The organism is Bdellovibrio bacteriovorus, assembly GCF_041888015.1.
Taxonomy (GTDB): Bacteria; Bdellovibrionota; Bdellovibrionia; order Bdellovibrionales; family Bdellovibrionaceae; genus Bdellovibrio.
This window is the reverse complement of sequence record NZ_CP168968.1, coordinates 2,306,518-2,321,944: the sequence shown is the minus strand read 5'-3', so window position 1 is coordinate 2,321,944 and position 15,427 is coordinate 2,306,518. Positions and strand designations below refer to the sequence as shown.

Annotated in this window: 13 protein-coding genes; 6 read left to right on the top strand and 7 right to left on the bottom strand. The window is 49.2% G+C overall.

Annotation, left to right across the window (positions count from 1 at the left end):
• Positions 1-51: 51 nt before the first annotated feature.
• Positions 52-585, bottom strand: a complete 534-nt coding sequence (locus ACES2G_RS11185; protein WP_347358298.1) for a DOMON-like domain-containing protein — start codon at positions 583-585, stop codon at positions 52-54.
• Positions 582-1,355: an acyl-ACP thioesterase domain-containing protein gene (locus ACES2G_RS11180; protein WP_347358299.1), complete on the bottom strand. Its 774-nt coding sequence runs from the start codon at positions 1,353-1,355 to the stop codon at positions 582-584. The genes ACES2G_RS11185 and ACES2G_RS11180 overlap by 4 nt, the downstream gene beginning before the upstream one ends.
• A gap of 208 nt (positions 1,356-1,563) precedes the next feature.
• On the opposite strand from ACES2G_RS11180, the gene ACES2G_RS11175 reads away from it, so the two are divergent.
• Complete coding sequence (locus ACES2G_RS11175; protein ID WP_262551616.1) at positions 1,564-1,842, top strand: helix-turn-helix domain-containing protein; 279 nt, start codon at positions 1,564-1,566, stop codon at positions 1,840-1,842.
• Positions 1,843-1,948: 106 nt separating this feature from the next.
• A complete protein-coding gene (locus tag ACES2G_RS11170; protein WP_347358300.1) occupies positions 1,949-2,602 on the top strand; it encodes a hypothetical protein in 654 nt (217 codons plus the stop codon).
• Here ACES2G_RS11170 and ACES2G_RS11165 read toward each other — a convergent pair.
• From ACES2G_RS11165 to ACES2G_RS11145, 5 genes are all read right to left on the bottom strand, one after another.
• Positions 2,599-5,400, bottom strand: a complete 2,802-nt coding sequence (locus tag ACES2G_RS11165) for a POTRA domain-containing protein (RefSeq protein WP_347358301.1) — start codon at positions 5,398-5,400, stop codon at positions 2,599-2,601. The genes ACES2G_RS11170 and ACES2G_RS11165 overlap by 4 nt on opposite strands.
• Positions 5,397-9,368: a translocation/assembly module TamB gene (locus tag ACES2G_RS11160; protein ID WP_347358302.1), complete on the bottom strand. Its 3,972-nt coding sequence runs from the start codon at positions 9,366-9,368 to the stop codon at positions 5,397-5,399. Before ACES2G_RS11160 ends, ACES2G_RS11165 begins: the two co-directional genes overlap by 4 nt.
• Positions 9,365-10,420, bottom strand: a complete 1,056-nt coding sequence (locus ACES2G_RS11155; RefSeq protein ID WP_347358303.1) for a hypothetical protein — start codon at positions 10,418-10,420, stop codon at positions 9,365-9,367. Before ACES2G_RS11155 ends, ACES2G_RS11160 begins: the two co-directional genes overlap by 4 nt.
• Positions 10,421-10,496: 76 nt before the next feature.
• Positions 10,497-11,063, bottom strand: a complete 567-nt coding sequence (gene efp / locus ACES2G_RS11150) for an elongation factor P (protein ID WP_374000189.1) — start codon at positions 11,061-11,063, stop codon at positions 10,497-10,499.
• 142 nt (positions 11,064-11,205) lie between these two features.
• Entirely contained in the window at positions 11,206-12,033 is an 828-nt protein-coding gene (locus ACES2G_RS11145; protein ID WP_374000187.1) for a tetratricopeptide repeat protein, read from the bottom strand.
• 77 nt (positions 12,034-12,110) lie between these two features.
• On the opposite strand from ACES2G_RS11145, the gene ruvC reads away from it, so the two are divergent.
• The 4 genes from ruvC (at position 12,111) to ACES2G_RS11125 (ending at position 15,416) form a co-directional block, all read left to right on the top strand.
• Positions 12,111-12,611: a crossover junction endodeoxyribonuclease RuvC gene (ruvC, locus tag ACES2G_RS11140; protein WP_347358306.1), complete on the top strand. Its 501-nt coding sequence runs from the start codon at positions 12,111-12,113 to the stop codon at positions 12,609-12,611.
• Positions 12,608-13,195, top strand: a complete 588-nt coding sequence (gene ruvA / locus ACES2G_RS11135; protein WP_347358307.1) for a Holliday junction branch migration protein RuvA — start codon at positions 12,608-12,610, stop codon at positions 13,193-13,195. Before ruvC ends, ruvA begins: the two co-directional genes overlap by 4 nt.
• The gene (gene ruvB, locus ACES2G_RS11130) at positions 13,192-14,181 is read left to right on the top strand and encodes a Holliday junction branch migration DNA helicase RuvB (protein ID WP_347358308.1); all 990 of its coding nucleotides are present in this window, start codon (positions 13,192-13,194) and stop codon (positions 14,179-14,181) included. Before ruvA ends, ruvB begins: the two co-directional genes overlap by 4 nt.
• Before the next feature lie 233 nt (positions 14,182-14,414).
• Complete coding sequence (locus tag ACES2G_RS11125) at positions 14,415-15,416, top strand: asparaginase (RefSeq protein ID WP_347358309.1); 1,002 nt, start codon at positions 14,415-14,417, stop codon at positions 15,414-15,416.
• The last annotated feature ends 11 nt before the right edge of the window (positions 15,417-15,427 follow it).

The following is a 15,427-nucleotide window of genomic DNA, read 5'->3' as shown; positions in this document are numbered from 1 at the left end:
CTTGGGCTCCAGAAAGGGTCAAGGGACCGGCATATCTGCGGACAGCTTCGCTCAATGCGTCGAAAGCGCGATCCAGCCGTCCTTATTGTGAAAATCGGGATCCGAGCCCGGATGGGACAGGGACCAGTAGCTCAGCGAGCCATCTGTGAACTCGATCACGGCGGTCAGGCCAAGGCAGGTGAAATCAAACGGCTTTTTGCTGTCGATTTCGATCTCAAACAGAGCTTCCTGTTGCTCCGGCTCATGGTGTTGAAGACGGACCCGGGTTTCCGCGGATGGAATCATACCTTCGCGATAGCTGCTAAAAGAGTAAGCATTCCAGTTTCCGTTCGGAGCGCAGTTGACTTCAAGATAAGGGGAGCGTGGCGTGGCGCCTGTTCCCAGAAAGGCTTCCAAACATGTATGCTTCCACAGGCCGTCCTCCCGATGGATCTGCGCTGTGGGCTTGGGCCAAAGGATTTTGTTTAACTGCCCAGAGAGTTTGAACTTTACCAGAAGACGATTGTTGGACAGTGGCGTGATCTCGCCCTGGAGTGTGATGCTTTCTGTTTGCGGTGTTTTATTAAAGGGCTTTAGTGATTTCATGCATTCTTCTCCCATCCAAGTTCTGCCGTGAAGAGGACTTTGCCGTCTCCGACTCTGAGGCCTTGATAACTGGTTGTTCCGGCGCTGGAGGTTTCTGGGGTTGGCGCCTGGCAACTGCGATGAACTTCCACCTCGTCTCCGAGATGGGTTTCGGATAAAAAGTTGACGGAATAACTGTTCAGTTTAAGAGTCTTGTGAAGATCGTAAGGCACGGCATCCAAAATCCACTGAGCGTACTTGGTGTTATTCACATGTTGGTTGATATCAAGATCTGAATTGCGCACTCGGTACTTGGCGATTTTTTCGTAAGTACCCTGAACCGGAATTTTTCCCGGGGTCAGGCCAGTGGATCGTGAGTTGGTTAATCTTTCCCACGGGCGCAGGTTTTGGGCTGGAAGTATTTTTTTACTCTGTCGATCCAAAGCCAGCCAACTGGTAGAGCAGAGGCCGATCTCCTGGCCTTGTTGGTTTAGGACGGTGAATTCCCGACTGACGAAAGCCCCTTCTGGCGGACGAAGCCAGGTTTGAACCTGAATATCCTCACCAAAAGGTGGCCACTGTTGCATGCTTAAAGTCTGACGGGTCAGCACCCAGAACAAACCATCTTTTTCCATATCCTGCATGCCAAAGCCCAAATTTTCCGCGTGCATCCACGCTGTTTCCTGGAGCAGATTCAATAAACCATAAAGTCCTAAGCGCCCCATGGGGTTGACTAAAAGACTGGTAATGTGGAAGTGCTCGACCCAAGGGGTGTTGGTAATGTTTGGCATGCTCACATCCTCTCATATCTGTTCTGTAAGAAAACAAGAAAATACTCATATCTTAAATGCAGAAAAGATTAGGAATTGCAAAAAAACAGGAAGTAATTTAGATCAAATAAGCTATAATGTATTTATATTGATGAGATTATTTTTGAAAGCAAAGGCTTGTCACAAACGCCTTGTTATGTATAAATAAATCATCGTTAGGTGGAAACGCATGAGACAAAAAAATATGCTAGCTGATTTCTTGAAGCAAAAACGTGTGTCTGCAGGTCTTTCTCAAAGAGACGTGGCTGACAAATTGGGATACTCCACTCCGCAGTTTATTTCAAACTGGGAAAGAGGCGTATCTCATCCTCCAATCAACGCTTTGAAAAAATTGGGAGAGCTTTATAAAGTCTCTGCTGATGATTTGTTTGAAGTGACGTTGAATGCAACAATCCATGAAGTAACTCAGGATTTGCGACGTAAATTTGCAAGCAGCAAAGCTCGTTAATTCGGGTTTAAACTGCCGGAATAAGAAAAAAAGAGCTCCTTTCGGGGCTCTTTTTATGTTAAAAGTATAAATAATATATTGTTTTATATCAGGTTTGCGGTGCATCATGACTCCTAAGACCCCATCTGTGGCCCATAGTTTTAAAAAATCTGCAGAGGAACTGTGTACTTTTATTGAGCAAGAGGGGTGGGCTGTTCGGCCCTATCACCATGAGTCCTTGCCATTTTTTTTGCAGTTGAATGATGTTGAGCGCGCAGGAGCTGTCGAGCTTCTTCGACAGTATTTGGAAATTTGTCAGCGGGTTTATTCACGGGGACGTCGTTTGAAGGACATGCCTTTTTTTGTGGAGACGGCGCTGGAATACTACGACTACAAAATCTTTCCTGATACTTTGGTGCACTTGCGCGCAGAACCTGCAAAAATGGTTGAATTCTATTCCACCAAACACACTCAGTTTTTCCGGTCGTTGAATTTTTTTGAGTTCACCAGTTACACCATCGAGGATCTGTATTGTCGTCAGTGGGTGCATCTTTATGATCGTGAAGAGGCCATGACGATGCGAATTTTGAGCGAGGCCAATGCTGTGCTGGCGGATCAGAGCCAAAAGCCAATCATCGTGCCGGAAGCTCACGTGATCAAAGAAAGACTGTCATTGGAAAGGCTGCAGGTGCGTATGCAGAACCTGCAGTTAGAACCTTTAAAGAAAAACGGCCATGTGGATGGAATCATGGCCGTGGCAGACTGTACTTGGTCCCTTTAGAAGGTTCCGATGGAAAGATGGAAGCGCCAAGGTTCTTCTCCCGGGCGGGCATCAAGCTTCCAAGCCCACTCCAGGCTCAATGGACCGACGGGCGTGTTATAGCGAATTCCAAAGCCAGCCGAATCGCGATAAGGATCTGTGAACTTCAGGTCCTCGATTTTCACTGAGCCGCCGTCATAGAAGATAGCTCCACCTAAACTTTCATATACCGGGAAGCGCAGTTCCGACTTGATCAGATACATGGTGGAATCTGAAGTCAGATAGTAGGTCGGATCTGTATCGGCCAGTCCCAGATCCTGACGGTTCGGGAAGACTTCCTGAGTTCCAGCCTCATAACCACGCACGGTGGATTGGCCCCCCAACGTGAAACCTTTCTTATCCCAAGGCACGCCGCCGCCATGACTTAGATTTTTCATGTATCCGGCACGTCCTTGATTGGCCCAGACAACAGGCTGCTTTGAAAGATGTCCCACAGTCCAATAGTGCGTAAAACTTAAAGTGGTGCGCCAGTATTCAATTGTGGGGCTGGCACCGATTTCAGGTGATGCGTATTCGGCGTTCCAGCGCGTAAAGGTCCCCTTGGTCGGATTGAACGGGTTGTCGCGGAAGTCCAGATCCACTTGCGGACCGGTGGTGGCGATGTTCTGCTCAACAGTATCGTAAGGGTAGGAATCATCTAAACCGAAGTCACGGATGGTTGCCAGGGACCAGACATCCCAGATACCCAAAATACGGGAGGTAAAATCTTTCTCCAAAGAATAGGTCGTTGAACGCACGTCGGAGACCTGTTTGATGTCGAAGTCTGTGACTGTGCTGGAGCGGGTGAGATTGATACGACCACGCACGCGAGAGTCAAATATATATGGCTCCAGATACCCAAGGACCACACGGCTTTCCAGATACTTGATGTCGGCGACGTTGTAGTTTCCTTCAAGACGCAGGGAAACTCCGCGCCCGGTACCCCAAAGATTGCGATAAGCCACGCCGGTGTATCCGCGCAAGGTCAGCGTTCGTTCGTTGGTGGCACCGGCACCCAGGTTGAAAACCCCGGGATCGCGTTCGCTCACCTTGACCAGGACGGTGCGGTTGGCGACGTTGGTTTTTTCCTCCAGAGTGCGGATCTCCACAGAGCCAAAGAAGCCTGTACGCTGCAGACGTGCCACGGATTCTTCAAGATTTGATGGTGTCAGCAGATCACCGTTTTTGAATTCCAGCTCTTTATTGATAACATAGTCCGAGGTGAAGGTGTTGCCTTCCAAAATGATCGAAGCCACGCGGACCTGCGGACCTTCAAAGATTTTAAAGTTCAGATTGGCCTTGGTGTTGGTCTCGTCATACGTCACGACGTCACCGCGTTCATTCAGCAGCAGCATTTCGATATAGCCGCGCTCTTTATAGAAGCTCTTAAGGCGGGCGATGGAGTCTTCAATCTGCGTCAGGCGCAAAGGCCCGGCACGCAGACGAGTGGCCCGCAGCAGTTCCTCTTCACCGAAAGAACTGTTTCCTTCAAAGGTCACTGATTCAACAATCGTCAAAGGTCCTTCATCCAGATTGATATGGATTGTGACCGCGTCTCGTTCTTTGTTGTATTGCGTGCGCGTGGACAGAATTTTAGCCTGCAGGTAACCGTTATTCTGCAGTTCCAGAATCAGATTTTTAAGACCGGTATCAATATCTTCTTTATTGTAGTAGCCACTTTCCACGGTGCGAGAGCTGTGAGCTTCGATAAAGTTGATATAGTATTTGTCTTTCTTGTTATAGCGCCCCGTTAGATTGTATTTCTGAATCTTGACTCGTGGACCTTCATCAATATGAAAGGTTACTTTTCTTTGGAATTTGCGGGATTCCGATTCGTCCACCTTCACTTCGGCACGGGCATAGCCTTTGGCCAGATAATAGGTGCGGATTTTCTGAGCCAGCTCGGTTCCGATTGAGGGGCTGGCGGAATAATAGTTATCCAGATCCAGAGCATTCTCAATTTCCCGGATTGCCAGGAAGCGGACACCTTGATAGTCGAAGTTGTATTTATCGGTTTTCTCCAGGCGGTACGTCAGGACGACTTCGCTGTCATCTTCACTGAACTCGGTGGTTGGGCCCACCAGATCGGCCCGGATATAGCGGTTTTTGGTCAGATATTCCCGGGCTGCTTTCTGAATCTGCGCCAGAGTGGTGTCGGTGTAAGGGTCATTCAGGGAATCATCAATTTCCTTCATGATTTTTTTGTTCAGCTCTTCGTTGGGGCTGATCAGAACAATATTGCGCACCAAAGAGCGTTTGTTTTCATTCACGCGCACAAGGACGCCGACCGAGTCCGCGCTTTCCGGCGGCATTTCAATGTCGATCACGGCATTGTAGTATCCCAGATCGCGATAAGCCTGGCGCAATTTTTCACCGCCCTCAATCAGAGTCTGCTGATCAAAGACATCGCCGGATTTGACACCAAAAAGACCTTCGGCTTCGGATGTGGAAAAATTCTTATTTCCCACAACTTTGACATTGGAAATCCGGCGGGTCAGTTCATAGTCCAAACGCAGAGGGGAGCTGTTGCCATCATCCAGAACCCGCACGCGTTTGATTTGCGGTTTCAGTTGCAAGTGGCGAATGACGTCATCCACTTGATCCTGGGTCAGGCGCTCTTTGCGAAGGTCGGGAAATCTTTTGCTCAACTCTTCCTGAAGTTCCTGCGGAAGATTGGAAATGTTCAAGGGCTTCTTCAAAGCCCAGGACGCGGAACCCCATCCCAGGGTCAGCGTCATCAGCAGTAATACGGCAGGGGATCGCAGGCGCGAAGGTATCATTTAAACTCCCGCTTAAACTCTAGATCCAAGCCGAAAATGCTTTGGGACTCTTTTGAGGTGGATTGAACATTCGTACTTTCCTCTGTCGATCCGCGACTTTCAAATGAGCCGATCGCAGTGATATTGCTGTTCAGAAGGTATTCAAGCTTGATGTCATAAGACTGTGTATCGCCCACAGGACGGCTGCCGGAAACTTTCATTTTCTCTGACAGGCGACGGCTCAAGGTGATTTTAGGCACGCTGATATTGCGGGTGGAATCGTACTGGGAAGTCACCGCCAGATTCAGCCCCAGCGTGCTTTCCAGTTGTTTATTGATTGGTTTTGCCAAAACGGCGCCACCAATTTCCACGCCCAGTTGTTCGGCCTGTTGTCGGGACTGCAGGTTCTGATCCATCGCCGAGGACGTAACCCCCAGGGCAATCAGGGAAATAATGTCCTGCTCTGACAACGGCGGCACGCTGTTCAGATGGATCGTCAGATTCTTCGACGGCCCTTGCGCCAGCAGGGTGATGTCGTATTCATTGATACGCGAAATTGCCGAGATATAAAGATTCGGGTTGATCTCATCCGGATCGTTGAAGTCAATCACACCACTTTGAATATCAAAGACTTTGTCTTTAAAGATGATTTTGGATTTGCGTTCCATGCTGATTTTACCCAGCAGTACGGGATCTGTGGGGGCTCCCTTGACTTGCAATTGTCCGGTCACAGAGCCATCAATCAACGAGTTCTTAACCACGATATTGCGATTCAAAAGAACCTGCAGATCTAACAGAATCGGTTCGAACTGTCCTTCACGCAGGCGCTTTGGCAAGTACTGACTTTGGCGAACGCCCGCGACTGTACCCGCGTCCTCTGTGAATTCTTTTTCAACCAGAGCACTGGAAACATGGAACGTGCCAGACAAGGTGAAGGGGAACCAGCGGCCAGAGAATAGCAAGTCCGCGTTACCACTGCTGCGGACTTTGTCCGGAACATTGAAGGTCACGCCTTCCAGGTGAGCACGAATGGTGGTGGGAATATCTTTGATTCCATTGATCATGATACCGCCATCTCCGGTCAGGGTGCCCCCGGCGATTTGACCTTTGATAGAATTGATCAGGATGCGGTTTTGAGAAAAGACCACTTCGGTGGAAAGGCGTTCAAACGGATGGGGGAATCCTTTGATTTTGATAAAGGTGTTCTGAGCATTGGCATTTCCCAGAATTTCCGGCTTCATGAGCGCTCCGGAAATATTGGAAGAGATATGCACAGTTCCACCCATATCTTCCAGGAAAGGAGTGAAGATTTGCAGTAAGCGCAGATCGGTGTGACCCGCAATTCCCAGATTCAGCTTTTCGGCAGAAAAATTGGAGCCTCGCACCTGGAGCAGGTGGTTGGGGCCGGACAGCGTGAAGTTGCGGATATTGACCAAGCCATTGTCTGCGGTGATGTCAATGGGACCGTTGTTGGTAAAGCTCAGATTGCCGCGTTTCAGATTGAAGGTCTCAATGTGAATCTTGCCGCTGGCTTTTAGGATGTCACCTTGTTCTGAACGCAAGTCCACCATTGATGTCAGTGTTGAATCGTATTCGCTGGCCAGATTCGCACCGCCGATCAATCCCAGAACAGTCGAATAGTTCCATTTGTTGGTATTGATCTTCAAGACCAGCGGAGAGCGGCCTTTTTCCATGGGGATCTGGAAGTCGGCGCGAACTTTATCGCCGAAGAAGGTAAACTGTCCGCCCAGGCTGTTGCGGTTGACTCTGGCGATGAAGTTGGAGTTGGGGATTTCCTGATCCTCAAACAAAGTGTCGGTGATCGCGCCCTTGAGCAGAACCTGCGGGTTGTTGACAGAGTCTTTAAGTTCCGCCGCAAAGTTCACATTGCCGGTGATATTGGAGTTGATCTTACTGATGATGTCGGATTCTTCCAGATGCCAGTTCTTGCCATCCGCATACAGATTCATGATGCGTTCAGAGCTGATGCCACCTTGCAGGGTCAGAGTGGAATTGGCTTTTTGCAGAACCACTTTGTCAGCGTTGATATTCCCGTTTGTCGCAGAAGCATTGAACTGCAACTGATTGAATCCTTCCGGACCGATGGTGACATCTTTAAAGGCGGATTCCAGTTTATAGTTCAGCTTCCAGAAGTTCAAAGGCCCATCAACCCGGGCTTTCGCAGCCCCCACGCCAGAGACCGGAAGCGGGAATTTATAGATCTTTTCAAAGACCGTGGCCACGTCGCCTAGCTCTGCCGTCGGGATGCTGAAGTCACCCTCCAGAGTGTCGTTATTCAGATTTACATCGAGTTCGCCCAGATATTGGGTGCGATTCAACGCTCCGGCAATATCTTCAAAGAACAAGATGCCTTTGCTGTAGCGCAGATTGGTCAGAAGATTTCCCAACGTGAAATCTTCAAAGACGAAATTGCGCGCATTGAGTTTCATGTTAAAGATGGCAGAATGCGAGTCGCCAGATGTTGAACCTTCGATGCTTGTTGTGCCAACCAATTTTAAATGAGCCAGGTTGCGCACATTTTTAAGATCCAGTTTGTCGGTCTTGTAGTTGATCTTAAAGCCCTTGTGGAAATCAATCACACCGTCAGAACGTCCGCTGCTGTCGCCCATGGTTACAGCCGCCGCATAAGAAACCTGATCCAGGGTCACTTGAACCTGACCCTTGGCGGACATGGCATCAATGTTCACCAGATCCGGGGTTTTGGGTTTGATGTCGGTCTTAACCCAAAGATTTTTTCCGCTGATAGAGGCATTGGAGCAAGTCACTTGGAAGCTGGGGCGAATCTGACCTTCACAAGGAAGCTGGCCTTCCAATTCCAGTCCGACCGGAATATTGGCCAGATCCAGACTTTGGAAAAGTTTGTAAAGATCCAGATTGTGAACAGTCACCAAAGATTTGAAACCGTACTTTCCATCCAGTTGCAGTTGGGATTTGGTCAGTGTGGCTTCGCCCGCCGGGTGGTGTACTTCCATCTCTGAAAGTCCAATGACGCCGTTGTGATATTCACCTTGAATACGCGCATCGCCCAGCTCCAGCTTTTCCAAAGTGACAGAGCGGGTGTTAATTTCGGCGTTGGCCTTGATGTCATCAAAACCGTTGAACTTGGTGTCCACTTCGGTGATCAGCTCGCCACCAATCACCGGAAGTTTGATGTCCGGGCGCAGGCGTTTCATCTCGGTGTAAATATCGCTGAGGTTTATTTTGCCTGTCAGATCCAAGACACCGGAAGGCTTGATGGCGATGCGTGCAAAGTTTGTCAGCTCACCGCGCGCCAGAACTTCGGATTGTCCCAGACGCACACCCAGTTGGATGATTTTCAAAGATTGGCGGGTCAGATAGAGATGTGTATCCAAAGAGCCTGCAAAATCCCCAAAGCCCGTCAGCTTGACTTGCAGCTCTGGCAAGTTGGCTTTCGCCGTCAGATTCTTGCCCATATTCGTCAGCAGCAAATCGCCGCTTTGTACGATGACATCCAGCTTCAGCTGCTTAGAGGTTACTTGTGTTTGGATGTTCTGCAGGAAAATTCTTTGCAGTGGCAATTGCTCCAGAATTGCAAAGATCTGATCCATCGGCAGTTCTTTGGACGGAGACTCATCTTTCAGGAAAGGGTCCAGATTGATCTGCGCTTGCGGAGAGTCCACAACCACAGCGGATAAAGTCAGGCGGCCTCCCAGAAGATGGAATGGGTCCACAAAAGCACGAACGCTTCCGATCTTGATGGCGGGCAGAGCTTCGGCAAGTTCACCTTGTCCTTCAATGGTCACACCTTCAAGAGCGGCTGATGGGCGCAGGAAGCGCAGAGAAAGTTTTTCGGCGCGAATTTTAACCGGCAGATTTGCAGCGGAATAACTTTGGATTTTTTCCAGCGTCCAGGCTTCGATTTTTGGGGCAAACACCTGAGCCATCAAAGCCCAGAGCGCCAGGATCACAGCCAGTGGAGTGATAAGAATCCAAAAGACACGCTTCACTGTCCGCTCCAAATACTAAGCAACGCGCTGGCTGCACGGTAGTGAGGACGGGCCGCGAGAAGGCCTTCAAGAACTTCGATCGCTGTGTGTTTTTGTCCCAAGCCCCACATTGCCTGCGCTCGCAAGTAAGCTGTGGCAAAGAAAGTTTCCGGATCATGGGCAAAGAGAATCTCGATTTTCGCAAGGTCGGTCAGAAGTTCAACAAAGCGGCGGCACTTCAGCAGGACTTCCATGCGGAACCAGATCAAAGATTCAGTTTCTTCACTGAAGGAAAGCAATGACAGCGCATCCTCGAAACTTTCCAGCATGTAGGCGGCTACGGCAAAATCAAAGGCCATGTCCGGATGCTGTTCGGCATGCTCATGCATACTTTGCATCAGCACCTGCAGTGCCTGTTCTACTTCAGGATCGCGCGGGGAATACTCTTCGGTGTTGAGGTTGACTTTGCGCGAGCGGGGAGTTCGGCGTGACAGAATCTCCAAAGCATAGCGTTGTTTGTGTTCATTCACTTCGCGGCGGATGTCGCTGTCGCCCGGATAAAGTTTTTGCAGACGTTGCAGCAGGGATTTTTCCTGCTCGTACAACTGCTGCGTGCGCAATGTGATAAGTTGCTCCAGCAAAGAGCGTTTGTTGTTCAGATAGTCTTTGTGAATTTTATATTTGCGGTTGCTGCGCCATTCACCCAAGGTTTGCAAAGTTTGTCGCAAGGCCAGAGAGCGCGAGGCTTCAGATTGCGCATTGTCCTCTTCGATACCGTCTTGCAAAGCGCGCACGACTTTTTCTTCCAGCTTGTCGGAGTAAGAACTCAAAGCTTCAAGAAAGTAAGGCCAGGGTGTGTGGAAGGATTCGTTTTCGATATGACGAAGAACAAACTCGATCAACATGTGTTCATGGCGTGACTGGATCAGGAAACGAGAAAGGGCGTTGATGTTGTCCAGTGTGAAGTGATCTGGAGAAGACTCGATACTGCTGATAAGTTGCGTGGCAACCCCAGTGAGATCTTCGGTGTGTCTGAGAAGACTTTGAATTTCTAGCTCAATATACGTGGACAAAAAAAGCCTCCGCAGCTTAACTCATTTATTTTGCGATAAAATTGAGTGGTTGCGGAGACTTAATACTGAGCGTTACTTATTTTTGGCTGACGCGCTCTACGTATTCACCTGTGGAGGTGTCAATACGAAGAACATCGCCTTCGGAGATGTGTAATGGAACACCTACAGTCAGGCCAGTTTCCATAGTAGCTGGCTTCGTCGCGCCAGTTACACGGTCCCCTTTGATGCCTGGGTCTGTTTGAGCCACAGTCAGGTTCACAGCTTTTGGAACGTCACAAGCAACGGCTTTTTCGTTGTAGAACAAGATAACCACTTTCAGGTTTTCTGTCAGATAGTACTTGGATTCACCCAGGTCCTCTTCAGACATTGCGATTTGCTCGAAGGTCTCTTGAGACATGAAGTTATAACCAGAGTCATCTTTGTAAAGGAAAGACATCTCTTTGTTTTCCACGTTCGGAACTTCGAATTTCTCACCGGACTTGAAAGTGGATTCCAAGTTTTGGCCAGTCAGCATGTTTCTAAGTTTAGTACGGGTGAACTGATTCCCCTTGCCTGGTTTGACGTGTTGGAAATCTACAATGACGTAGGGTTTTCCTTCCAGCATGATTTTAAGACCTTTTCTAAAGTCCGACGTTTCGTACATTTCAAAATCCTTCCTAATAATAAGACTCAAAGCTTTTCAAAAAGACACAGCAACACAAAACCAGCTAGGCAGCCAGTAAAAGGGGCGGGGCTTTTTCAACAGCTTGAAGAAGGGCTATCATGTCTTAAAGGGGCGTAGGCGGTCAACCTTGGGCGCGGTAGTCTTCGATTTTGCGAAGCATCATCTCAAGGACTTCCAGCTTCCTTTCGCGAATCAGCTGTTCGCGGGGTAGAAGTGGCTTCAACGGAATGGCCTCATCAGAATCATTATAACGTACCTGAAGGGTGTTCATGCGGCGTTGGATTTCCGGATGGTCGCCAAACTCAATGCGGGTGTCCTTTAAAAGAGCATGCGCTTTTTCCAAGTCATTGCGCACAATAAAGGCGTCAATCAGGGAAAGCATGCGCTCCAAGGCCTTGTTGGTAGTCACCGGGGTTGGGCGGATCACGACCTCTTCAGGGGCAAAATCAGGCGGGCGCTCATTGGAAACGGGCGCTGTATGAAGATTCACTTCCGGAAGTTTAGTCATGGAAAAGACGTCTTCGTCGTACTCATCTGCCGTCAGGGATTCCAGTTTCTGCACGGCTTTTTGGGCGCTTTTGGAATTGGGATTCAGGAACAGCACCATTTTAAAGGCTTTTAAAGCATCTTTCGGATTTTTCTGAGCCAGATAAACTTCAGCCGTCAGTTGATGTGCGAGAATATTTTCTGCCGACAGAGAGGTGGCTTTTTTCAAGGCTTCCTGGGCTTTTCCAAGTTCCCCCAGATCGCGCATCACTTTAGCGAAAGTGACCAAGCCGCCAACAAATAGCGGATGGCGTTGAACGCCCAAAGTCACCGTTTTGCGGGCTTCTTGCAGCATTCCCATTTCTCGATAAGCTTCTGCCAGAGGTGCGAAAACCTGAGAATTCGGATCTTTCTCGAGGAGACTCTGGTACTTTTCGATGGTGCTTGCTTCAATTTTGGGCATAGACTGATACTAAAGCAGATTTATTGACTAAGCAATATCTACGACGCCATAGTGGAAATATAAAAAAGGAACATTCTTTGATCATTCTTGGGGTCGATCCCGGTTCTCGCATTACAGGTTTTGGTGTCGTCCGTGTTCAGAACGGAAAGATTGAACATATCAATCACGGCGTGATTGTGATGGACGGCGATGATGCATTCCCGCTGCGTATGAAGGAGCTGGGGTCCGCATTCCGCGAGGTTATGGAAAAATACAAACCCCAACAGGTGGTCATCGAAAAAATCTTCCTGGGCAAGAATGCCGACAGTGCCTTTAAATTAGGTCATGCCCGCGGAGTCATCATGTATGAAGCCGGTTTGGGCGGCGCGGAAGTGCAGGAGTATGCCACGCGTTCTGTAAAAAAGGGTGTCACTGGAAATGGCGGGGCCTCCAAAGAGGACGTTCAAGCGGTCCTCAAGATGATGCTGAGCTTGAAAACCATCAGCCGCATTGATGCCTCCGACGCCTTGGCCATGGCCTGTTACCATGCCTTTGAAATAAAGAAAAAAGCGATTATGCAAAGAGCGGTGAGTTTATGATTGGATATCTGCGCGGTAAAATTATTGAAGTGATGAATGACTCCGCTTTGATTGATGTGCATGGGGTTGGTTACGAAATTTTGGCTTCGGCTCACACACTGGGTGATTTGCAGACCCTTTTGGGGAATGAAATCATCGTTTGGATTCACACTCATGTGCGCGAAGACGCTTTGCAGTTGTTTGGGTTCCACGACAAGGAAGAAAAAAACCTGTTTCTGTCCCTGTTGAAGGTAAACGGTGTCGGTCCGAAGATGGCTTTGAGCATTCTTTCCGGCGGCCGTCCGGCACAAATTCATGAAATGATCGAGGCCGGGAATGCCAAAGCTCTGTCTGGTCTTCCTAAAGTTGGTAAAAAAACCGCTGAACAAATCATTCTGACCTTAAAGGGCAAGCTGGTGACTATCGAGGAATCCGGCCCGGTGAAGAAGAAATCCCAAGGACACACACAAATCACCTCTGCATTGTTGAACCTGGGTTATAAATCCCAGATGGTGGATCAGTTTGTTTCCACTTTGCCAGGGGATATCAGTGTTGAAGACGGTGTTCGTAAAGGCCTTCAGACCTTATCCGGAGGCTTGTCATGAGTCGTATTCTGGAAGGTGATCCGGTTGAAGGTGAAAAGTCATGGGAAAACGAGCTGCGCCCGCAGCGCTTTGAGGATTTCCCCGGACAGGACGATGTTAAAGAAAAGCTGAAAGTGTTTGTGGCGGCAGCTAAGCACCGTGGAGAATCTTTGGATCACGTGCTTTTGGCAGGCCCTCCGGGTTTGGGTAAAACCACATTGTCCAAAATCATTGCCAACGACATGGGCGCGGAAATTAAAATGACCTCCGCTCCGGCGATCGACAAAAAAGGGGATCTGGCGGCGATTTTGACCTCTTTGAAACCGCACACGGTTTTGTTCATTGATGAAATTCATCGTCTCAGTCGGCATGTGGAAGAATATCTCTATACCGCGATGGAAGACTATTACATCGACATCGTCACAGGTGAAGGCTTGGGCGCGCGTTCGATGAAGTTTACTTTGGCGCCGTTCACATTGGTGGGGGCGACGACGCGTGCGGGTCTTTTGAATCCTCCGTTCCGCGATCGCTTCGGCATTGTTGAGCGTTTGCAGTTCTATGATAAGGATGCTCTTCGTCAGATCCTGATGCGTTCAGCGGAAATCCTGAAGGTGGAAATTGATGAAGCCGGTGCCGAGGAAGTGGCCCGACGTTCGCGCGGGACTCCGCGTGTGGCGAATCGTTTGTTGAAGCGTGTGCGTGACTATGCGCAGGTCAAAGGCAACGGTATTGTTACCAAGGATATCGCCGTCTATGCGCTCAATCAATTAGGTGTGGATCAATATGGTCTGGACCTGATGGATCGCCGTATTCTCAGTTTGATCCAGGATAAATATGCCGGTGGTCCGGTGGGTATCGATACGATTGCCGCGGCCTTGAGTGAAGAGCGTGACACGTTGGAAGAGGTGTATGAACCGTTCTTGATTCAGGAAGGCTTCATTCAGAAAACCCAGCGTGGTCGTGTGGTCACGGAGTTTGCTAAAAACTCGGTGCTTGCAGATAAGTAGGCTTCCGGCTCCGGAGTATTTTTTAAAGCATGATTTCTTAGCAAAGCCGGTGTGAAGCCGGCTTTGTCGTTTGTCGTATTTTGAGTCTTTTGTAAGTTTTTATGTTGGGGCCCCCAGCATCCTGATAGAATAGTCAGCGGTTCGCCTATGACATTCGGGCGATGTTTTGCAGTATTCTCTCTCGGAATCGTGCTGTTTTGAGAATCCTGGTCTGCTTTTTGGGGAGAAAATATATGGCATCGAAACAGCCGTTGGTCATTGAAGTGTTACGTGGGCCCGTCGTGGAAAGCCTTCACCAAGTGATGATTGTAGTCGTGAATGAACTGGGTAGTGTGATCCAGTATTGGGGGCATCCCCAGTTTTTAACCATGCCTCGAAGTGCGATCAAGATGTTGCAGGCTCTGCCTTTGATCGAATCTGGTGCCGCAGATAAGTTCAATCTTGAAGACAAACATATTGCCCTGGCATGTTCATCTCATCGTGGGGAAAAAGAACATCTGGCAGCGTTGGCTCAGTGGGCGGAAAAAGCCGGGTTGAAGGAATCTCAATTCGTTTGTGGACCGCATTTACCCTATCACGAAGAAAGTGCGCACGAGATGATTCGACATCATCACAAGCCCACGGTGTTCTGTAACAACTGTGCAGGAAAACATTCTGGAATTATCACCACCTGTTTGCATTTGGGTGAAGACCCTGCGGGCTATGAAAAGTACGAGCACAATGCGCAGAAAAGATTGCGTAAGATCCTGACTGAAACCATGAAAGTGGATCACGCCAAACTTCCTTACGGAGTGGATGGTTGTGGCATTCCGACTTATGCGGTGCCGTTGCAGTCCATGGCGGTGGGGATGTCCACGTTCATCAATCCGAAGGAAGCTCCGGCGCGGAAGGCCTCGGCAGCGCGCATCCTGCATGCGGTAAAAACACAGCCATTTTACATTTCCGGCAGTGACAATTTTGCCACAGCTGTGATTGAAAAGTCACAGGGGCGAGCAGTCATCAAAGGCGGAGCTGAAGGGGTTTTTTGCGGAGTTCTTCCCGAGAAGAAAGTGGCCTTTGCCGTGAAGGCCGCTGACGGTGCGGGCCGTGCAGCTCAAGTGGCAACAGCTTCGTTGTTGTTGAATCTTGGGGGGCTTACGGAAGTTGAATTTAAGGCTCTTTCGCAATACACGATGCCGACCATCACCAACTGGCGTGGCGATGTGGTCGGGCAAATCCGCATTGCGAAGGGCTGACGGTTACGATA